Genomic DNA, 20,330 nt, shown 5'->3' with positions numbered 1-20,330 from the left:
CACCCCTTCCTCTTCCGGTGGGTGCCGACCGTTGGTCGGCACACCCGAAGGGTTGATGAGGTTGCCGGCCAGCGGCCGGCACTACCATTACGCGGCGACCGGCGCCTGCGGCGGCGAGGAAGGGCTGTTGCCGTTGTCGTCCGGATGGTCGTCGTCATTGTCGGCGTCATCGCGCCAGCGCCAGTCGGCCGGCGTCAACGGATCCAGGCCATAGGCGATGCGCGCCTTGTCGCACTGCGGGCTGGCCTTGCCATACTCCCACGATGCATCCACCTCGCGGCACACGCTGGGCCGGTTGGGGTGGATGGTGCAGCGTGAATACACGCCGATCTGCGCATCCAGCGCGACGCAGCGCACCGGCTTGGAATGGGTGCCGCGCATGCACAGGCGGTGCGGGTCCAGCACCTCGGTAAGCTGGTGCGGCACGCCGCCGGGGGTGACCTCGTCCGATTCCATCCAGTGGAAGGCCACGCGGTATTGGGTGCAGCAGGCGCCGCAGGTCATGCAGGGATGTTGCATGGGCAAGCCGCCTCGGGCGGCAGTCGGAATCGGGAACGAGGGTGCGGATTTTCCACGAAGTCGGCCGCCGCGCAAGAAATTCCGTAAGCGGCGACAATGAACGGATGAACCGACCCTGCAACATTGCCGCGCGCCTGCCTGAACTGGCGCGTGAACGCCCCGATCAGATCGCCATCCGCTGCCCGGGCCGCCGAGGCGCCGGCAACGGCATGGCCGCCTACGACGTCACCCTCGATTACCGCCAGCTGGATGCCCGCAGCGACGCCATGGCCGCCGGTCTGGCCGGCTACGGGATCGGCCGCGGGGTGCGCACGGTGGTGATGGTGCGGCCCTCGCCGGAATTCTTCCTGCTGATGTTCGCGCTGTTCAAGCTGGGGGCGGTGCCGGTGCTGGTCGACCCGGGCATCGACAAGCGCGCCCTGAAGCAGTGCCTGGACGAGGCGCAGCCGCAGGCCTTCATCGGCATTCCACTGGCCCATGTGGCGCGGCTGGCGCTGCGCTGGGCGCCCTCGGCGACCCGCCTGGTCACTGTCGGCCGCCGCCTCGGCTGGGGCGGCACCAGCCTGGCCGCGCTGGAGCGCGCCGGCGCCAGCGCTGGGCCGATGCTGGCCGAGACCGATGGCGAGGACATGGCCGCGATCCTGTTCACCAGTGGCTCCACCGGCGTGCCCAAGGGCGTGGTCTACCGCCACCGCCATTTCGTCGGCCAGATCCAGCTGCTGGGCAGTGCCTTCGGCATGGAAGCGGGCGGGGTGGACCTGCCGACCTTCCCGCCGTTTGCCTTGTTCGACCCGGCGCTGGGCCTGACCTCGGTGATCCCGGACATGGACCCGACGCGGCCGGCGCAGGCTGACCCGGCACGCCTGCACGATGCCATCCAGCGCTTCGGCGTGACCCAGCTGTTTGGTTCGCCCGCGCTGATGCGGGTGCTGGCGAAGCATGGCCGGCCGCTGCCGACGGTGACCCGGGTGACCTCGGCCGGTGCACCGGTGCCGCCGGACGTGGTCGCCACCATCCGCAGCCTGCTGCCGGCCGACGCGCAGTTCTGGACGCCGTACGGCGCCACCGAGTGCCTGCCGGTGGCAGTGGTGGAGGGGCGTGAGCTGGAGCGCACCCGCGCCGCCACCGAGGCCGGCGCTGGCACCTGCGTGGGCAGCGTGGTGGAACCGAACGAGGTCCGCATCATCGCCATCGATGACGCGCCGCTGGCCGACTGGTCGCAGGCACGTGTGCTGGCCACCGGCGAGGTGGGAGAAATCACTGTGGCCGGCCCAACCGCCACCGACAGCTACTTCAACCGCCCGCAGGCCACCGCGGCGGCGAAGATCCGTGAGACGCTGGCCGATGGCAGCACCCGCATCGTCCATCGCATGGGCGACGTGGGCTACTTTGATGCACAGGGCCGTCTGTGGTTCTGCGGCCGCAAGACCCATCGCGTGGAAACCGCGCAGGGGCCGTTGTACACCGAACAGGTCGAGCCGGTGTTCAACACCGTGCCCGGCGTGGCGCGCACGGCCCTGGTGGGTGTTGGCCCGGCCGGTGCACAGGTACCGGTGCTGTGCGTGGAACTGCAGCGCGGGCAGAGCGACAGCCCGGCCTTGCGCGAGGCCCTGCGTGCGAAAGCCGCCGCACGGTTGCCCGATGCGAACCTGCAGCACGTCCTGGTGCATCCGGCGTTCCCCGTCGATATCCGTCACAACGCCAAGATCGGCCGCGAAAAGCTCGCCGTCTGGGCCGGCGCCGAACTGGAGAAGCGCGCATGAAAATCCTGGTCACCGGCGGCGGTGGTTTCCTCGGCCAGGCGCTGTGCCGAGGGCTGGTTGAGCGTGGCCACCAAGTGCTGGCGTTCAACCGCAGCCACTACCCCGAACTGCAGGCGATGGGCGTGGGCCAGATCCGCGGTGATCTGGCCGATGCGCAGGCGGTGCTGCATGCGGTGGCCGGCGTCGATGCGGTGTTCCACAATGGTGCCAAGGCCGGCGCGTGGGGCAGCTATGACAGCTACCACCAGGCCAATGTGGTCGGCACCGACAACGTCATCGCAGCCTGCCGCGCGCACCGCATCGGCAGGCTGGTCTACACCTCCACGCCCAGCGTGACCCATCGCGCCACCCATCCGGTGGAAGGCCTCGGCGCCGACGAGGTGCCGTACGGCGAAGATTTCCAGGCGCCGTACGCGGCCACCAAGGCGATCGCCGAACAGCGCGTGCTGGCCGCCAACGATGCCGCGTTGGCGACGATGGCGTTGCGTCCGCGCCTGATCTGGGGCCCTGGCGATCAGCAGCTGGTGCCGCGCCTGGCCGAGCGTGCGCGGCAGGGCCGCCTGCGCCTGGTGGGCGATGGCAGCAACAAGGTCGATACCACCTACATCGACAATGCCGCGCTGGCGCACTTCCTCGCCTTCGAAGCGTTGGCACCGGGCGCTGCGTGCGCGGGCAAGGCCTACTTCATCTCCAATGGCGAGCCGTTGCCGATGCGCGAGCTGGTGAACAAGCTGTTGGCTGCGGTGGGTGCGCCGACGGTGGACAAGGCGATCAGCTTCAAGACTGCCTACCGCATCGGCGCTGTCTGCGAGCGGCTGTGGCCGCTGCTGCGACTGCGCGGGGAGCCGCCGCTGACCCGTTTCCTGGCCGAACAGCTGTGTACGCCACACTGGTACAGCATGGAACCGGCGCGCCGTGACTTCGGCTACGTGCCGCAAGTCAGCATCGAAGAAGGGCTGCGCAGGCTGAAGGCTTCATCTGCTGCATAGATCGCCATCACTGGTTGCACACCGCAGGATCGGGAGGATGGACCCACGCCATCCAAGGCTCGACCACCCGCGAGGAGCGCCATGCTGCACTACGCCATCATCTTCTTTGTCATCGCCATCATCGCCGCCGTTCTGGGTTTCTCCGGTATCGCCGGCGCCGCAACGAACATCGCCTGGATCCTGTTCGTGGTGTTCCTGATCCTTGCGGTGATCTCGATGTTCCGCAAGCGAGGCTAGTAGACCGCAGGGTAGTGCCGGCCGCCGGCCGGCACTGCTCTTTCCGGTGGGTGCCGACCGTTGGTCGGCACGCCCCTTTGTAGAGTCGAGCGTGCTCGACTGCTTCTCGTGAGTCGAGCATGGCTCGACTCTACAGAGGATCATCGAGCATGGCTCGACGCTACACACAGCGCCGCTACACAGCGCTCTGCAGTCCGCGATCGGCCTCGTGGCGCTCCAGCGCCAGTTCGATCAGGCGCGTGATCAGCGTGGTGTAGTCCACGCCGCTGGCGCCCCATAGCTTCGGGTACATGCTGATGCGGGTGAAGCCCGGCAGCGTGTTGACCTCGTTGATGACGATCCCGCCCGCTTCGGTAAGAAATACATCCACGCGCGCCATGCCCGCGCACTCCAGCGCCCGGTAGGCCTGAAGCGCGATCTGCTGGATACGCGCCTGCGTTGCGCCATCAATGTCTGCCGGCACCACCACGTCGGCGCCATCGTCGTTGATGTACTTGGTGTCGTAGGCGTAGAACTCGTCGTGTACCACTACCTCGCCGCACAGGCTGGCCTGCGGATGCGCATTGCCCAGCACCGCGCACTCGATCTCGCGGCCGACCACCGCCGATTCCACCAGCACCTTGTGGTCGTAGCGCAGCGCCAATGCCAGCGCCTCGGCGAAGCCCGCTGCATCCTTGACCTTGCTCACCCCCACTGACGAACCCTGGTTGGCCGGCTTCACGAACAACGGCAGGCCGAGCTGCGCGATCACCGCATCGACATCGACTGCCGCCGCCTGATGGCGACGGATGCACAGCCACGGTGCCACCTGCAGCCCGGCGTCGCGCAGCAGGCGCTTGGTCACGTCCTTGTCCATCGCCACCGCCGAACCCAGTACCGGTGAACCGACGAAGGGCAGGTTGGCCATGCGCAGCAGCCCCTGCAGCGCACCGTCCTCGCCCAGCGGCCCGTGCACGATCGGCAGCACCACATCGATCTGGCCGAGCGCGCTGGCCGCATCGCACGGCTGCAGCTGCGCCTGCTCGGCGCCCGGGCGCACCGCCAGCGACGTACCGGACCGATGCAGCGCGATGCGCGACGGATCATCGGCATTGATCAGGAAGGTATCGGGTTGGCTCAGATGCCACTGACCCTGCTTGTCGATACCGACCAGCACCGGCTCGAAGCGCTCGCGATCAAGTGCATCGAGGATGTTCTTCGCCGACTGCAGCGAAACTTCGTGCTCGGAAGACTTGCCTCCGAAAATGATGCCGACCCGGGTCCGTGCCATGGGGAATGCGATGTCCTGTGCGTTGCGTGACCCCATAGCATGAACCTTCATCGGCCCACCGCGTGAGGCACAGATGAACCAGAAATCCATCCACGCATGGCGTGGATCTACCGTGTCGACCAAGGTCGACACCCACCAACAGCAACACAGAACGCCGTCCCGACAGATCGCAGCAAGCTGTCGAAGGCGGGGTGGGTCCGGTTGCGGGGGCGTGAGCGTGAGCGCCATGGATGGCGCGACCGAGCTTATATGGACGTACTTGCAGCGTCTCCCGCAACCGGACCCACCCCGCCATCCCACGGATAGCCAGCTTTTGATGTTGATCTTGCCGGCCAGCGGCCGGCACTACCACGGGTGCCGGGCGGCAGCCCGGCCCAAGCCCCCCACCCACGCAGGTAGAATGCGCCCATGGCTCCTTCCCTGCTCAAGTCCCTCAAGCCGGTCGCTGGCCGCGCCCTGCAGATCGCCCTGAACCGCGCCCTGGCGCTGGATCCGGATACCCGCCATGCCCTGGCCAGCCTCGACGGCCGCCACATCGACCTGACCCTGGAAGCGTCGTCGCTGGCGATGCGCATCAGCGTCGACGGCGACCAGCTGCGGGTCGGTCCGGTGGACGCGCAGGAAGCCGACCTGGCCGTGCGCAGCAGCCTGGCCGGCGTGCTGGCGCAGCTGCCGCTGCTGGCCAACGCACGGCGCGGTGACAGCAACGGCAAGGGTCGCGTGCGCGTGGCCGGCGATGCCGAACTGGCGCGACGCCTGCAGCAGCTGGCCAAGGGCTTCGACCCGGACTGGCAGCAGCCCTTCGTCAGCGTATTCGGCGAGGTACTGGGCGTGCAGGTTGCCAACACCCTGCGCAACGGCCTGCAGCACGCGCGCCAGGGCGCGATCGATCTGGCCCACAGCGCCGCCGAGTTCATCACCGAGGAATCGCGCGATGTGGTGCCGCGTGCCGAGCTGGACGCCTTCCACGATGACGTGGACGTGCTGCGCGATGACGTCGAGCGTCTGGGTGCACGCGTGCAGCGCCTGCGGGGTGCCGCATGAAGGCCGTGCTGCGCGCCAGCCGCATCGGCCGGGTGATCCTGCGTTACCGCCTCGACGACCTGCTGCAGGGCACACCGGCCGAGCGCTGGTTGCGCCTGGCCAAGCCGTTCGTGCCGCGGGCCTCGGCCGACATCGCCGCACAGTCGCGCGGTGCACGCCTGCGCCTGGCGCTGCAGGACCTCGGCCCGATCTTCGTCAAGTTCGGCCAGATCCTGTCCACCCGCCGCGACCTGGTGCCACCGGACGTGGCCAATGAACTGACCCTGCTGCAGGACCGGGTCAAGCCGTTCGATGGCGAGACCGCGCGCCGCATCGTCGAGGACGCGCTCGGCCTGCCGGTCAGTGCGGCCTTCGCCAGCTTCGACACCGAACCGCTGGCCTCGGCCTCGATCGCGCAGGTGCACGCGGCGACGCTGGCCGATGGCCGCCAGGTGGTGGTCAAGGTACTTCGCCCGGGCATCGAGAAGCAGATCGACGCCGACATCGCCCTGCTCAATTCGCTGGCCGCGCTGGTCGAGCGCACCCATCCACGCGCCGACAAGATCCGTCCGCGCGAAGTGGTGGCCGAGGTCGAGAACACCCTGTCCGCCGAGCTGGACCTGCAGCGCGAAGGCGCCAATGCCAGCGTGCTGCGCCGCTTCTGGGAAAACAGCGACGACCTGTACGTGCCGGAAGTGATCTGGAGCCATACGGCCGAGCGCGCACTGACCCTGGAGCGCGTGTGGGGCATTCCGTCCGACGACATCGCCGCGCTGGACAAGGCCGGCATCGACCGCAAGGCGCTGGCCGCAAAGGGCGTGCGGGTGTTCTACAACCAGGTGTTCCGCGACAACTTCTTCCATGCCGATGCGCATGCCGGCAACATCTGGGTCGACACCGATCCGGCGCGTCGCGCCAACCCGCGCTTCATCGCGCTGGACTTCGGCATCATGGGCCAGCTCTCGCAGGAAGATCAGTACTACCTGGCCGAGAACTTCATGGCCATCTTCAACCGTGACTACCGCCGCATTGCCGAACTGCACGTGCAGGCGCGCTGGATGCCGGACCACGTACGCATCGACGATCTGGAAGCGGCGGTGCGATCGGTCTGCGAGCCGTACTTCACCCGGCCGCTGTCGCAGATCTCGCTGGCCGAAGTGCTGATGAAGCTGTTCCGCGTGGCGCAGCGTTACCAGCTGACCCTGCAGCCCCAGCTGATCCTGCTGCAGAAGACCCTGCTGAACATCGAAGGCGTCGGCCGCCAGCTGGACCCGCAGATCGACATCTGGGCGGTGGCCAAGCCGGTGCTGGCGAAGATCCTGCGCGAGCGCTACAGCCCGCGCCGGGTGGTACGCGAGATCGGCAAGCGCCTGCCGGAAATCATGACCCATGCCCCGGACATGCCACGTCTGGTACACGCCTGGCTGACCCAGCAGGTGGAAGGCCGCCATGAACTGTCGATGCGGTCGCGCGACCTGGCCGCTCTGGACGCCAGCGTGCAGCGCCTGCAGAAGCGCGCGGTGGGGGCGATCACTGGCGTGGGCCTGCTGGCCATTGCCGCGCTCATGTACGTGCTGCAGCCGCCGGGCTGGTACTGGGGCGACCTGCCAATGTGGAGCTGGTTGTCCGGTGCGCTGGGCGCAGTGGCGCTGGCGCGCGCGTGGTGGAAGTAGGTCCCATGCTGCAAGCGCTCAAGGACGAACTGGCACGCTTCGGCGCCGACAACGACGCCCGCGAGAGCGCGCGTGGCCGCCGCATGCTCAACATCACGCCGGACACGGGTGAATTCCTGTCCGTGCTGGTCCGCTTCGGCGCCGCGCGCAGGGTGCTGGAGATCGGCACCTCCAACGGCTATTCGACGCTGTGGCTGGCCGAGGCTGCCGCCACCATCGACGGCCACGTGATCACGCTGGAATACGCACAGGACAAGGCGGCGATGGCGCGTGACACCTTCGCGCGCAGTGGCTTGGCCGATCGCATCACGCTGGTTCACGACGATGCAGGGCCGTGGCTGGCACAGGCCGTCGATGCCAGCATTGACCTGCTGTTCCTCGATTCGGACCGCGGGCAGTACGCCGGCTGGTGGCCGCAGCTGCGCCGCGTGCTGCGGCCGGGGGGCCTGCTGGTGGTGGACAACGCCACCTCGCATGCGCAGGAAATGGAACCGCTGCGCGTGCTGCTGGACGCTGATCCGGACTTCAGCGTCAGCCTGGTGCCGGTTGGCAACGGCGAGCTGCTGGCCGTACGCAGCGCCTGACTGCAGCGTTGCCCGCGCCTGATCCGGCAGGGCCGGCCGCGCCTGATCTGGTAGTGCCGGCCGCTGGCCGGCAACCCCAGCAGCCAGACGACCCTGAGGCAGCCGGCCAGCGGCCGGCTCTACCCCATTCAGTGCCCAGCCCCGATAATCCCGCGGTGAGCACCGAACCCGATACCCTCGCCGCGGTCGAGACCGACACCGCGCCCCTGCAGTTGCTGCACCTGGATGAGCGCCTGGCCGTGGTCAACAAGCCTGCCGGGCTGATGGTCCACGACAGCAAGCTGGCCCGTGGCGAAGACGACTTCCTGGCCGACCGCCTGCGCGAGCAGCTGGGGCGGCCGATCTTCCTCGTGCACCGCCTGGATCGGGCCACCAGTGGCTGCCTGCTGCTGGCCTTCGACCGCGAGACCGCCAGCGCGCTGGGCAAGGCGTTGATGGGCGGCGAAGTGTTGAAGGACTACCTGACGGTCTGCCGGGGATGGCCGGCGGAACTGTCCTGGCGGGTGGACCATGATCTGGATGGCGGCCCGGGCAAGCCGGTGAAGAAGCCGGCGATCACCGACTTCCAGCGCCTGGCAACGGGCGAGCTGGCGGTGCCGGTCGGTGAGTTCACCCGTTCGCGTTATGCACTGCTGCGCTGCCAGCCACAGACGGGGCGCTTCCGGCAGATCCGCCGGCACCTCAAGCACCTCTCGCACCACATGATTGGCGACACCAGCCATGGCGATGGCCGCCACAACCGCATCTTCCGCATGCAGGGCGTGCACCGCATGCTGCTGCACGCCGAGCGCCTGCGCTTCCCGCATCCGGAGGGCGGCGACGTGGATGTCAGGGCGCCGCTGGACCGTGAGTTCCAGAAGGCGCTGGACCTGTTTGGCTGGCAGGTGGACCTATAGACGGTAGTGCCGGCCGCTGGCCGGCACCTGCCTGATCCCAACCGTACGAGGTTGCCGGCCAGCGGCCGGCACTACCTCACTTTTTTTCCGGCTCGTTGACGATCGCCTCCAGATCCTTCTGCAGATCCGCGAACAGCGGCTGCATGCGCGCCTGGATGGCCACCATCACGTTCTGCATCAGCGCCGGGGTCTTGTCCAGCAGGCTCTGGCCGGCCGAACTCTCGTAGAACTCGGCCATCGCCAGCACGTCTTCCTTGCTGAACGTCTTCTTGTACAGGTCCACGTACATCGGCCGCAGCTGCTGCCAGGACAGGGCCTGGCGCAGGGTCTGGCTGGTCCGCGCCTGGATCCGCTTCAGCTGTTCCTGCTGCTGGGCGTTGAGCTGGCGCTGTGCGGCCACCTGCTGGAACTGCTGCTGCTGCATCGCCTCGATCTGCGGCAGCATGGTGTCGATCATGCTCTGCGCCCGTGACGCGGACAGCAGGCGGTTGATGTCGCCATCGGTCGGTGGCGCGGCCAGGGCCGGAACGCTGACCACGGCCAGCGCCAGCAGCAGGGCGGCGCGGCGCAGCAGGGACGGCAGGGCGGGTGTAGTGCGGGTCATGCGGGCTTCCTGCGGTACATGGGACGGCCAGCATACCCGCAGCCAAGGCGAAGGCGGCGTGTTCGGTACCTGATCGGCGGCATACGGCGCGCGATCCCGCACTCCGGCACGTGGCTGCCGCTACAATGCGCGGATGGGCAGTGGACCGGTCACCATCAGCGCGCAGCTTGAAATCCCCGACGGCGAGATCGTCGAGCGGTTCGTGCGTGCCAGCGGTGCCGGTGGCCAGAACGTCAACAAGGTCTCCACCGCGGTGGAACTACGTTTCGACGTGGCCAACTCGCCTTCGTTGCCCGAACCGTTGCGCGCGCGCCTGCTGGCGCGGCGTGACCGGCGCATGACCGGCGAAGGCGTGCTGGTCATCGATGCGCAACGTTTCCGGACCCAGGATCGCAATCGCGAGGATGCGCGCGAGCGGCTGGCGGCCTTCATCCAGGCCGGGCTGAGCGTGCCCAAGCCGCGCAAGGCCACCAAGCCGACCCTCGGGTCGAAACTGCGTCGTCTGGACGCCAAACGCGGGCGCGCGCAGATCAAGCGCGGTCGCTCATCACGTGACTGGGAGTGATTGCTTGAACAACCCGACTTCGTTGCTGCCGGCCGTGCCGCCGCAGATGCCGCAGGTCAAACCCAACGCCTTCCTGCGCTGGCTGGCGCGCTGCACCCTGCGCATGGGCGGCTGGAAGGTGACCGGCACCCTGCCTGACATCCCCAGGCTGGTCTTCATCATCGCCCCGCATTCGTCCAACTGGGATGGGCTGTGGGGCATGGCGGCCAAGATCGCGCTGGGCATGAAGGTGAAGGTACTGGGCAAGGCGTCGCTGTTCTGGTGGCCGCTGGGCCCGCTGCTGCACAGGCTGGGCGTGATCCCGCTCGATCGCAGCTCGCCGCAGGGCACCGTCGGACAGGCCGTGGACCTGCTGCGCAACAACGAGAAGATGTGGTTCGCCATCACCCCCGAGGGCACCCGCAAGGCCGTGAAGGACTGGAAGGCCGGCTTCCTGAAGATCGCCCGGATGGCCGACGTGCCGATCCTGGCCGCGTATTTCCACTACCCGGAAAAGACCATCGGCATCGGCCCGCTGTTCACCCCCAGCGGCGATGACGCCGCCGACATGGCCGCCATCCGCGAGTTCTACCGGCCCTGGATCGGCAAGACCCGCGGTACGGTCTGAGCCTGCCACAGGCCGCCGCATAGACGCCACGTCCGGCACATGCCGGGCGAGCGCGACAGGAGTAGGGTGGAGGGCTGGTATCCCGTACCGTCTGCCCAAGGAGTGTTTTACATGTCGCGTACCGTAGTCCTGGCCGCCGCCATCAGCCTGGCGCTGGCGGCCTGTTCCGGCAAGGAGTCCACCCCCGTGTCCGATGCCCAGAAAGCCCCGGCCCAGCAGCCGGCCGAAGCCTCCACCAATCCGCTGCTGAGCGCCAGCACGCTGCCGTTCCAGGCCCCGCCGTTCGACAAGATCAAGGACAGCGACTACCTGCCGGCGTTCGAAGAGGGGATGCGCCAGCACCTGGCCGACGTGCGCAAGATCGCCGACAGCAGCGAGCCGGCCACCTTCGACAACACCATCGTGGCGATGGAGCGCAGCGGCGAGACGCTGAACCGTGTCTCGCGCATCTTCTTCGGCCTGGTCCAGGCCGATACCAACGATGCACGACAGAAGATCCAGGAAGAAGTGGCGCCAAAGCTGGCTGCGCACCAGGACGAGATCAATCTCGATCCGAAGCTGTTCGCGCGCGTGAAGTCGATCTATGACCAGCGCGACACGCTGGAACTGGATCCGGTGCAGAAGCGCCTGGTCGAGCACTACTACGACGGCCTGGTGCGCGCCGGTGCGCAGCTATCCGACGCTGACAAGGCGACCCTGCGCAAGCTCAACGTGGAAGAGACCACCCTCTCCACCCAGTTCCATACCCGCCTGGTGGCCGCCACCGCCGCTGCGGCCGTCGTCGTCGACGACAAGGCCAAGCTGGCCGGCCTGGACGAGGATGCGATCAACAACGCCGCGGCCGCCGCCAAGGAACGCAAGCTGGACGGCAAGTTCCTGCTGCCGCTGCAGAACACCACCCAGCAGCCGGTGCTCGGCTCGCTGAGCGATCGCGACCAGCGCGCCGCCGTGCTGAAGGCCTCGGAGACCCGCGCCGAGCGCGGTGATGCCAACGACACCCGGCAGACCGTGCAGCGCCTGGCCCAGCTGCGTGCGCAGAAGGCCAAGCTGCTCGGCTTCGAGACCTTCGCCGACTACCAGCTGGGCGACCAGATGGCCAAGACCCCGGCTGCGGCACTCAAGCTGCTGACCGACACCGTGCCGGCCGCCACCGCCAAGGCGCGCGCCGAAGCCGGCGAGATCCAGAAGGTGATCGACGCGCAGAAGGGTGGTTTCCAGGTCGCCGCTTCGGACTGGGACTTCTACGCCGAGCAGGTGCGCAAGGCCAAGTACGATCTGGACGAATCGCAGATCAAGCCGTACTTCGAACTGGACAATGTGCTGCAGAACGGCGTCTTCTACGCCGCCACCCAGCTGTACGGCATCACCTTCAAGCCGCGTACCGACATTCCGACCTACAACCCGGACATGAAGGTGTACGAAGTGTTCGACAAGGACGGCACCTCGCTGGCGCTGTTCTACACCGACTACTTCAAGCGTGACAGCAAGTCCGGCGGCGCCTGGATGGACGTGTTCGTCGAACAGGACGGCCTGACCGGTGCCAAGCCGGTGGTCTACAACGTCTGCAACTTCACCAAGCCGGCCGCCGGCCAGCCTGCGCTGATCAGCTTCGACGACGTCACCACCATGTTCCATGAGTTCGGCCATGCGCTGCACGGCATGTTCTCGAACGTGAAGTACCCGTCGATTGCCGGCACCGCCACCTCGCGTGATTTCGTCGAGTTCCCGTCGCAGTTCAACGAGCACTGGGCGCTGGATCCGAAGGTGTTCGCCAACTACGCCAAGCACTACAAGACCGGCGAGGCGATGCCGCAGGAACTGGTCGACAAGATCCTCAAGGCGCGCAGCTTCAACCAGGGCTATGCGACCACCGAGTACCTGTCTGCCGCGCTGCTGGACCTGGCCTGGCACACCCAGAAGGCCGACGCGCCGCTGCAGGATGTCGGCGCCTTTGAAGCCAGCGCGCTGAAGAAGTTCAAGGTCGACCTGCCGCAGGTGCCGCCGCGCTACCGCACCACCTACTTCGACCACATCTGGGGTGGCGGTTACTCGGCCGGCTACTACGCCTACTTCTGGGCCGAAGTGCTCGACCATGACGCCTACCAGTGGTTCACCGAGCACGGTGGGCTGACGGCGGCCAACGGCCAGGAGTTCCGCGACAAGATCCTCTCGCGCGGCAACAGCGTGGAGCTGTCGACCCTGTACCGCGATTTCCGCGGCAAGGACCCGTCGGTGGAACCTTTGCTGAAGTTCCGCGGGCTGAAGTAAGAAATCGAAAACGGCGGGGGAAACCCCGCCGTTTTTCTTTGTGTAGAGCCGAGCCCATGCTCGGCTGGCTTTTTCTGGAGACGCAGCCGAGCATGGGCTCGGCTCTACACAAGCGGATCACGTCCCCACGTGCACCCGGTTGGCCTGCTCGGCCAACCCGAGGTGATCGAGCGCGATATCCAGCGCCAGCACATAGCTCTGTGCACCGTAACCGGCCGCAATGCCCAGGCGCTGGCCGACACCGGGCGGCAGGCACGGCTCGGCCACCGCGCCGTCGTCATGCACTTCCACGTAGGCGTTGTGCAGGTACGGCAGCAGACGCTGCAGGCGCAGGCTGTTGGCGCACGCACCCGGGTCAAGCAGTGTCACTTCGCCACGGCTGTGATCGGCCACGCGCAGTGCGTCCAGCAGTTCCTGTTCCGAGCCACAGGCACGGATCGCCACGCTGGTGCCGGCATCGATCGCGCGATGCACCAGCGACTTCAGTACCGGCGCCGGCAGTGGCATTGCCGTGCGGATCAAGGCGCCGGCGGCTTCCGGGCCGCGGATGATGAAGATCGACATGGCTCAGCCCTCCTGCGCCAGGCGACGGCCGACGATGGCCAGCGACAGCGGATAGCCGGCCTGCTGGCTGCGCTGGTCGACCACCACCGCGGCGGGGCCGTGCTGCAGGCGCAGCCGCGCATCCAGGCCGGGCTCGCTGGGCGACTGCAGCTCGATGTACTGCGCCGGCAGCCGTTCCAGCGCCGCCTGCAGTGCGCCACCCTCGGCCTGCCATTGCGCCTCGTCGGCCACGCCGACATCCAGCAGCACCCAGTCGGCCGAGCGCGCCTGCGGCTGGCACAGGCACTGGCGCACTTCGGACAGGCTGGCGCAGTCGCTGCACAGCACGCGATGGCCGGCCAGCTGCGCCGGCAGTTGGGGACGCGGTGCCGACGAAGAGGCGTGGCGGATCACCAGGAGGGTCATACAACACCTTGCGGAATGCGCCCTGCGGCGCGGTGGGCACACGATGCACGTGCTGGCCGTAAAGGTGCGATGCCCGTGGCCGGGTGCGCGCGTAAAACCTGCGTAACCCTTCCTGTAGAGCCGAGCCTACGCTCGGCTGGCGTGCACCGACACTCGAAGAGCAGCCGAGCGCGGGCTCGGCTCTACAACAAGCCGGCGCGGGAACCTCTCCCGCCCGAGTGTGGTCTGATGCAGCGACCACCCACCCGGAGCCTGTCATGGATGCTGTTGCCCGCACTCCCTTTTCCGAACGCGCGCTGGCCTGGCTGAAGAAGGAGGCGCTACCGTTGCTGGTGATGCTCGGCCTGCTCGCCGCCGCCCGCGATACCCTGGCCAACCACTACGTGGTGCCCAGCGGCTCGATGCAGCCGACCCTGCAGCCCGGCGACCGGGTGATGGTGGACATGCGTGCCTATGGGCTGCGCCTGCCGTTTACCGGCAAGGAACTGATGGCGACCGGCACCCCGCAGCGCGGCGAGGTGGCGGTGTTCGATTCGCCGGCCGACGGCACCCGCCTGATCAAGCGGGTGGCCGCGGTGGCCGGTGACCATGTGCAGCTGCACGAAGGGCACCTGAGCATCAACGGCCAGCCGCTACAGACCGCCGACCTGCAGGACGTGGAAGCCTTCGGCGAGCGCCGAGCCCGCCTCGATCTGGGTATGGGGGGCGGTCCTGACATCGCTGACCTGGTGGTGCCGGCGGGCAAGGTGCTGGTGCTGGGTGACCACCGTGGCAACAGCTTCGACGGCCGCTTCTTCGGTTTCGTCGATGCAGACAGGATCTACGGCCGCGCGGTGGCGGTGTACTACCGCCGCGGTGACGGTTTCGAGTGGCAACGCCTGTAAGCTGAATTGATACTTCCTATATATCAATCCTGATCTATCAGGTTATGGATCGACTGGATCGACGGGCCTAGTCTGAGGCCCGTTCCCTCCCACGCCCGGCCGTCCCCACCGGCCCTTCGATTCCATGACTGGCGAAACTGCGGCGGCCGTTGAAGGCCGTCCCTCCACTCTCGATACCGGCACCGACACCCGCATCCAGCAGGGCACCCCGGCCTTCCGCCGCACCGCGTTGGCACTGTTCCTGGCCGGCTTCTCCACCTTCGGCCTGCTGTACACCGTGCAGCCGCTGCTGCCCGAGTTCAGCCGCCACTTCGGAGTGTCGGCCGCAGGCAGCGCGATGTCGTTGTCGCTGACCACCGGTACGCTGGCGGTGGCGATGCTGTTGGCCGGCCTGCTGTCCGATGTGGTCGGCCGTCGCCCGTTGATGATCGTTGCGCTGTTGGCGTCGGCCATGCTGTCGCTGAGCACGGCGCTGGTGGACGACTGGACCACGCTGCTGGTGCTGCGCACCCTGCTTGGCCTGGCGCTGAGCGGCGTGCCGGCAGTGGCGATGACCTACCTGGTCGAGGAAATGGACAGCCGCGCGCTGGGCCTGGCGATGGGCCTGTACATCGGCGGCAACGCCATCGGTGGCATGAGCGGGCGCCTGCTGGCCGGCATCATCGCCGATCACTGGGGCTGGCGCTGGGGCATCGGCGTGGTCTCGATCATCGCCATCGCCAGTACCGTGCTGCTGTGGCTGCAGCTGCCGCCGTCGCGCCATTTCCATCCCCGCCGCGATGGCCTGCGCGAGTTGCCGTCGCGCTGGCGCCTGCTGTTCGCCGACCCGGGCCTGCCGTGGCTGTTCGCCACCTCGTTCGTGCTGATGGGCGTGTTCGTCACCCTCTACAACTACCTGGGCTATCACCTGCTGGCGCCGCCGTACCACCTCAGCCAGACCGTGGTCGGGCTGATCTTCAGCGTGTACCTGGTGGGCACCTTCAGTTCGGCGTGGATGGGCCAGCAGGCTACGCGGTACGGGCGCGGCCGCATCCTGTCGATCTCGTTCGCGCTGATCGGCGCCGGCATCGCGCTGCTGGCGATGCCGTGGCTGAGCACGATGGCACTGGGCATCGCGCTGGTCACGTTCGGCTTCTTCGGTGGCCACTCGGTGGCCAGCAGCTGGGTCGGCAGCCGTGCCGGTACGATGCGCGCGGAAGCGTCGGCGCTGTACCTGTTCGCCTACTACCTGGGCTCCAGCGTGCTGGGCGGGGTCGGCGGCCTGGCCTACGCGGCCTGGGACTGGTGGGGCGTGTGTGCGTTCGCCGCGGTGCTGACCCTGATCGGTGGTGGCATCGTCTGGGCGCTGCAGCACCGCGCCCCGCAGCCGGTGACCGCGTGACCCAACGCACGGTAGTGCCGGCCGCTGGCCGGCAACCACGGTGTAGCGGCTTTGCCGAGGTAGAGTCGACTGTCAGTCGACTGCTCTTCCATCAGATCGCGAAAACCCGCGCTGCGCGCGATAGTCGACTAACAGTCGACTCTACCGGCGAACGCGCCGCGCAGCAGCCCGGCGAAGTTTCGGATCAGCGGCGTCACCCGTTCGCGATGCCACGCCAGCTGCACTTCCGAATGCGCGCCAGCATCGGCCAACGCCACGAAGCGCGATCCTTCCACCCGGATGTGATCGCACGACGACGGCAGGATCGCCGCACCCAGGCCCGCAGCGGCCAGGCTGATCAACGTCGATGCTTCACCGGCTTCCTGCACGATGCGCGGCGTGAAGCCCGCCGCCGCACACAACGCGATCATGTGGTCGTGGATGCCCGCGCCCGCGCTGCGCCGGAATGCCACGAACGGCTCCTGCGCGAAGTCGCGCAACGACACCGTGCCCTGCTTCGACAGCCTGCGCAGGGCAGGGTGGTCGGCATGCACGATCAGCGCCAGCGGATCGACGAACAGGCTGTGTGCCACCAGTTCCGGCGGCAACGCACGCTTGCGGATGATGCCCACGTCCAGTGAACCATCGAGCAGCGCGTCGATCTGCTGCAGCGTATTCATCTCGCTCAGCTGTAGCCGCACCTGCGGATACTGCTGGCGGTAATGCAGGATCGAACGCGGGATCTGTGGCGACAGCGGCGTGGCCCGGGTCAGGCCGATATGCAGTTCACCCTGCTCGCCGCGCTGCGCACGCTGCACCTCGTCCACCGCGGTTTCCACCTGCTGCACGATCGCACGCGCGCGCTCCTGCAGCCGCTCCCCAGCAGGCGTCAGCTGCACGCGGCGATGGCTTCGCACGAACAGGCGCGCGCCGATCAGTTCCTCCAGCTGCCGGATCTGCTGGCTGAGCGGCGGCTGTGACATGCCCAGGCGCTCGGCCGCCTGGCCGAAGTGCAGCGTATCGGCAACAGCGAGGAAGTAGCGCAGGTGGCGCAGTTCGATGGACATGGGGCCAGTTTATTCATCGTCAGCCGGAAATGAATCAGAGATGGGATCCGATCCCGTGCCGACCAACGGTCGGCACCCACCAACAGCAGCTGGCACCAACAGCAGCGACCAACTGTCGAAGGCGGGGTGGGGCCGGTTGCGGGGGCGTGAGCGCCATGGATGGCGCGACCGAGCTTACAGGGACGTACTTGCAGCGTCCCCCGCAACCGGACCCACCTCGCCATCCCGCCGAATGCCGCTCTTGATGTTGACGTTGATCTGGCTTCGGCGGGTGCAGGGCGGCAGCCCTGCAAACCAGAACACCCCTCACCGCTCCGAATGCCCGCTCTGGTCGTAATCGCGCGGACTGAACAACTCCGGCTGGATCAGCTCGATGAACGCCCGCGCCTGCGCCGACAGTGCCTTGCCGCGGCGCACGATCACCCCGTAACTGCGCTCGGGGAACCAGCGCTTCATCGACCGCGCCGCCAGCCGCTCGCGGTCGGCTTCGTGCAGGCACAGCGCCGGCACGATGGAAATGCCCATGCCCATCGCCACGTACTGCTTGATCACTTCCCATCCACCCACTTCCAGCGCCACGGTGTAGGCAATGCGGTGGCGCTGGAATACCTGGTCGACCAGGCGGTAGGTGATCTGCCGCTTCGGCGGCAGTACCAGCGGATAGCGCGCGATGTCGGCCAGCTCCAGCTCGCCGCCGCTGGCCAGCGGATGGTCGTGCGGCGCGATCAGCACCTGTTCGAAGCGGTAGGCCGGGGCGTAGGTCAGGTCGGCCGGTACATCGGTCATCGAACCGATGGCCAGGTCGGCGGCATCCTCGCGCAGCAGGTCGGTGCCGTCAGCGCTGATCGCGTTGTGCAGGGTCAGGCGCACATCCGGATGGTGCAGGCGGAAGCGTTCGACGATCTTCGGCAGCAGGTACAGGATGGTCGAGCTGTTGGCGGCGATGTTCAGCTCGCCCGCGTCCAGGCCGCGCACCTTGTCGCGGAAGCGCGCCTCCAGCCCGTCCAGGCTCTCCACCAGCGGCTGCGCCATCTCGTACAGCAGTTGGCCCTCGCGGCTGGGCACCAGGCGCCGCCCGCTGCGTTCGAACAATGGCACCCCCAGCTCCCGTTCCAGGGCCTGCAACTGCAGGCTGATCGCCGGCTGGCTGACGAAAAGTGCCTCAGCCGCCCGTGAGACCGAACCCAGGCGCACCGTCTGGCAGAACGCACGCAACGGCTTGAGCCGGTCGGATTTGTAGGAAAAACGCGGACTTGGCGGGGTGCGTGTGCTCATCGTGTCACGAGTATTAGCACAACTTATGTAGAACATTGCAAAAACTGTTTTGCCAAATACTCAGGCCCGGCGGCACCGTGGAGCCGTTCCCCCACCGCTGGAGTCGCCTCATGTCCGCCGTCGCTTCCGCTGTTCCCACCCCCGCCGCGAAGGCTACCCCCGGCGTCGCCCTGGCGACCCGCGTGGCCGGCCAGGACACCCTGCTGCCGGCGCCGCTGCTGGCCCTGCTGGTGTCGCTGCACCGTGCGGTGGAACCGGGCCGGCAGGCGAGGCTGCAGGCCCGCCGTGAACGCCAGGCATTCTTCGACCAGGGCGGCCTGCCGGACTTCCGCGAGGACACCGCCGCCATCCGCAGCGGCGACTGGCGCGTGGCCCCGCTGCCGGCCGCGTTGCAGGACCGCCGCGTCGAGATTACCGGCCCGACCGACCCGAAGATGGTCATCAACGCGCTGAACTCCGGCGCCAAGGTGTTCATGGCCGACTTCGAGGATTCGACCTCGCCGACCTGGCGCAACCTGCTGGCCGGCCAGCAGTCGCTGGCGGCGGCGGTGCGCGGCGATCTGGAATACACCGCCCCCAATGGCAAGCACTACACGCTGCGCCCGTACGACGAGCAGGCGGTGCTGATCGTGCGCCCGCGGGGCTGGCACCTGGATGAAAAGCACGTGCGCATCGACGGCCAGTTCCTTGCCGGTGGCCTGTTCGACGCGGCGGTGTTCGCCTTCCACAACGCCCGCACCCTGCAGGCGAAGGATCGTGGCCCGTACTTTTACCTGCCCAAGCTGCAGAGCATGGAAGAGGCGGCGCTGTGGGAGACCGCGCTCTCGCATATCGAGGGCATGCTCGGCCTGCCGCACGGCCAGATCAAGGTGACCGTGCTGATCGAAACGCTGCCGGCGGTGTTCGAGATGGACGAGATCCTGCACGCGCTGCGTGATCGCATCGTCGGCCTGAACTGCGGGCGCTGGGACTACATCTTCTCGTACCTGAAGACCTTCCGCCGCCACGCCGACCGCGTGCTGCCCGAGCGCGGCCAGGTGACCATGACCCAGCCGTTCCTGAAGGCCTATTCGGAACTGCTGATCCAGACCTGCCACCGCCGCGGTGCGCATGCGATGGGTGGCATGGCCGCGCAGATCCCGATCAACAACGATGCCGCCGCCAACGAACAGGCGATGGCCCGGGTGCGCGCCGACAAGCTGCGCGAAGTCACCGCCGGCCATGACGGCACCTGGGTTGCGCACCCGGCGCTGATTCCGGTGGCGATGGCGATCTTCGACGAACACATGCCCGGTGCGAACCAGCACAGCGTGCTGCGCCAGGATGTGCGCGTCGGCCGCGACGAACTGATCGCACGGCCGCCGGGCACCGTCACCCGCGCCGGCTTCGAGGGCAACGTGGAAGTCTGCGTGCGCTATCTGGCGGCGTGGCTGGATGGCAACGGCTGCGTGCCGATCCATCACCTGATGGAGGACGCGGCCACCGCCGAGATCAGCCGCAGCCAGCTGTGGCAGTGGCTGCATACGCCGGGCCAGCAGCTGGACGATGGCACTGCGATCGATCTGGCGCTGCTGGATTCCACCCTCTCGCAGCTGCCGGCACGGCTGGGCGATACCGCCGTACTGCCCGGTGGTGCGCGCATCGGCGAGGCCATCGCCCTGCTCGGCGAACTGAGCCGCAGTGACGAACTGACCGATTTCCTGACCCTGCCGGCCTACGCGCGCATCGATTGACCGACTGCCGGCCCTCCTGCCGTTTCACTCCCCGCTGCACGCAC

At 67.7% G+C, this 20,330-nt stretch carries 20 protein-coding genes; 13 read left to right on the top strand and 7 right to left on the bottom strand.

All coding sequences use genetic code 11. The features are described from left to right. Positions 1 to 87 precede the first annotated feature (87 nt). The gene (locus AC5P65_RS15230; RefSeq protein WP_005407630.1) at positions 88 to 519 is read right to left on the bottom strand and encodes a YkgJ family cysteine cluster protein; all 432 of its coding nucleotides are present in this window, start codon (positions 517 to 519) and stop codon (positions 88 to 90) included. Positions 520 to 623: 104 nt separating this feature from the next. Between AC5P65_RS15230 and oleC the strand changes: the two genes are divergently transcribed. From oleC to AC5P65_RS15215, 3 genes are all read left to right on the top strand, one after another. Then, positions 624 to 2,282, top strand: a complete 1,659-nt coding sequence (gene oleC, locus AC5P65_RS15225) for an olefin beta-lactone synthetase (protein WP_134729726.1) — start codon at positions 624 to 626, stop codon at positions 2,280 to 2,282. After that, a complete protein-coding gene (gene oleD, locus AC5P65_RS15220) occupies positions 2,279 to 3,271 on the top strand; it encodes a 2-alkyl-3-oxoalkanoate reductase (protein ID WP_134735589.1) in 993 nt (330 codons plus the stop codon). Before oleC ends, oleD begins: the two co-directional genes overlap by 4 nt. Before the next feature lie 81 nt (positions 3,272 to 3,352). Further along, positions 3,353 to 3,508, top strand: a complete 156-nt coding sequence (locus AC5P65_RS15215; protein ID WP_005407633.1) for a DUF1328 domain-containing protein — start codon at positions 3,353 to 3,355, stop codon at positions 3,506 to 3,508. Between the two features lie 175 nt (positions 3,509 to 3,683). Here AC5P65_RS15215 and ddlA read toward each other — a convergent pair whose 3' ends face one another. Next, positions 3,684 to 4,778: a D-alanine--D-alanine ligase gene (ddlA, locus tag AC5P65_RS15210; protein WP_031269342.1), complete on the bottom strand. Its 1,095-nt coding sequence runs from the start codon at positions 4,776 to 4,778 to the stop codon at positions 3,684 to 3,686. Positions 4,779 to 5,186: 408 nt separating this feature from the next. On the opposite strand from ddlA, the gene AC5P65_RS15205 reads away from it, so the two are divergent. The 4 genes from AC5P65_RS15205 (at position 5,187) to AC5P65_RS15190 (ending at position 8,954) form a co-directional block, all read left to right on the top strand. After that, entirely contained in the window at positions 5,187 to 5,822 is a 636-nt protein-coding gene (locus tag AC5P65_RS15205) for a ubiquinone biosynthesis accessory factor UbiJ (protein WP_495215690.1), read from the top strand. Then, complete coding sequence (gene ubiB, locus AC5P65_RS15200) at positions 5,819 to 7,474, top strand: ubiquinone biosynthesis regulatory protein kinase UbiB (protein ID WP_495215689.1); 1,656 nt, start codon at positions 5,819 to 5,821, stop codon at positions 7,472 to 7,474. The genes AC5P65_RS15205 and ubiB overlap by 4 nt, the downstream gene beginning before the upstream one ends. 5 nt (positions 7,475 to 7,479) lie before the next feature. Beyond that, entirely contained in the window at positions 7,480 to 8,058 is a 579-nt protein-coding gene (locus AC5P65_RS15195; protein WP_021203739.1) for an O-methyltransferase, read from the top strand. Positions 8,059 to 8,213: 155 nt separating this feature from the next. Further along, positions 8,214 to 8,954: a pseudouridine synthase gene (locus AC5P65_RS15190; RefSeq protein ID WP_495215688.1), complete on the top strand. Its 741-nt coding sequence runs from the start codon at positions 8,214 to 8,216 to the stop codon at positions 8,952 to 8,954. Between the two features lie 76 nt (positions 8,955 to 9,030). On the opposite strand, the gene AC5P65_RS15185 is transcribed toward AC5P65_RS15190, so the two are convergent. Further along, positions 9,031 to 9,558, bottom strand: a complete 528-nt coding sequence (locus tag AC5P65_RS15185) for a DUF2059 domain-containing protein (protein ID WP_134735273.1) — start codon at positions 9,556 to 9,558, stop codon at positions 9,031 to 9,033. 133 nt (positions 9,559 to 9,691) lie between these two features. On the opposite strand from AC5P65_RS15185, the gene arfB reads away from it, so the two are divergent. The 3 genes from arfB (at position 9,692) to dcp (ending at position 12,998) form a co-directional block, all read left to right on the top strand. After that, positions 9,692 to 10,123: an alternative ribosome rescue aminoacyl-tRNA hydrolase ArfB gene (gene arfB, locus AC5P65_RS15180; protein ID WP_005420755.1), complete on the top strand. Its 432-nt coding sequence runs from the start codon at positions 9,692 to 9,694 to the stop codon at positions 10,121 to 10,123. Between the two features lie 4 nt (positions 10,124 to 10,127). Further along, on the top strand, positions 10,128 to 10,730 hold the full coding sequence (locus AC5P65_RS15175) for a lysophospholipid acyltransferase family protein (protein ID WP_010487088.1): 603 nt from the start codon (positions 10,128 to 10,130) through the stop codon (positions 10,728 to 10,730). 111 nt (positions 10,731 to 10,841) lie between these two features. Next, entirely contained in the window at positions 10,842 to 12,998 is a 2,157-nt protein-coding gene (dcp, locus tag AC5P65_RS15170) for a peptidyl-dipeptidase Dcp (protein WP_111097769.1), read from the top strand. 117 nt (positions 12,999 to 13,115) lie between these two features. On the opposite strand, the gene AC5P65_RS15165 is transcribed toward dcp, so the two are convergent. Continuing rightward, positions 13,116 to 13,562 carry a hypothetical protein gene (locus tag AC5P65_RS15165; RefSeq protein WP_057493985.1) on the bottom strand — a complete coding sequence of 149 codons (447 nt, stop codon included), beginning with the start codon at positions 13,560 to 13,562 and terminating at the stop codon, positions 13,116 to 13,118. A 3-nt stretch (positions 13,563 to 13,565) separates the two neighbouring features. Beyond that, on the bottom strand, positions 13,566 to 13,967 hold the full coding sequence (locus AC5P65_RS15160) for a hypothetical protein (RefSeq protein WP_021203742.1): 402 nt from the start codon (positions 13,965 to 13,967) through the stop codon (positions 13,566 to 13,568). A 257-nt stretch (positions 13,968 to 14,224) separates the two neighbouring features. Between AC5P65_RS15160 and lepB the strand changes: the two genes are divergently transcribed. Continuing rightward, positions 14,225 to 14,851, top strand: coding sequence for a signal peptidase I (gene lepB, locus AC5P65_RS15155; RefSeq protein ID WP_134729715.1), 627 nt, complete (start codon positions 14,225 to 14,227; stop codon positions 14,849 to 14,851). Positions 14,852 to 14,975: 124 nt separating this feature from the next. Beyond that, entirely contained in the window at positions 14,976 to 16,232 is a 1,257-nt protein-coding gene (locus AC5P65_RS15150; protein WP_495215687.1) for an MFS transporter, read from the top strand. 128 nt (positions 16,233 to 16,360) lie between these two features. Here AC5P65_RS15150 and AC5P65_RS15145 read toward each other — a convergent pair whose 3' ends face one another. Continuing rightward, positions 16,361 to 17,278: a LysR substrate-binding domain-containing protein gene (locus AC5P65_RS15145; RefSeq protein ID WP_164145245.1), complete on the bottom strand. Its 918-nt coding sequence runs from the start codon at positions 17,276 to 17,278 to the stop codon at positions 16,361 to 16,363. Positions 17,279 to 17,584: 306 nt separating this feature from the next. Next, the gene (locus tag AC5P65_RS15140) at positions 17,585 to 18,553 is read right to left on the bottom strand and encodes a LysR family transcriptional regulator (RefSeq protein ID WP_019661881.1); all 969 of its coding nucleotides are present in this window, start codon (positions 18,551 to 18,553) and stop codon (positions 17,585 to 17,587) included. Positions 18,554 to 18,663: 110 nt separating this feature from the next. Here AC5P65_RS15140 and aceB point away from each other — a divergent pair, with 110 nt between their 5' ends. Next, positions 18,664 to 20,286: a malate synthase A gene (gene aceB, locus AC5P65_RS15135; protein WP_111099317.1), complete on the top strand. Its 1,623-nt coding sequence runs from the start codon at positions 18,664 to 18,666 to the stop codon at positions 20,284 to 20,286. Positions 20,287 to 20,330 lie beyond the last annotated feature (44 nt).

Source organism: Stenotrophomonas sp. YJH_SMC_48-3 (assembly GCF_059369375.1).
The sequence above is the reverse complement of the archived record's forward strand: the minus strand, read 5'-3'. Positions and strand labels throughout refer to the sequence as shown.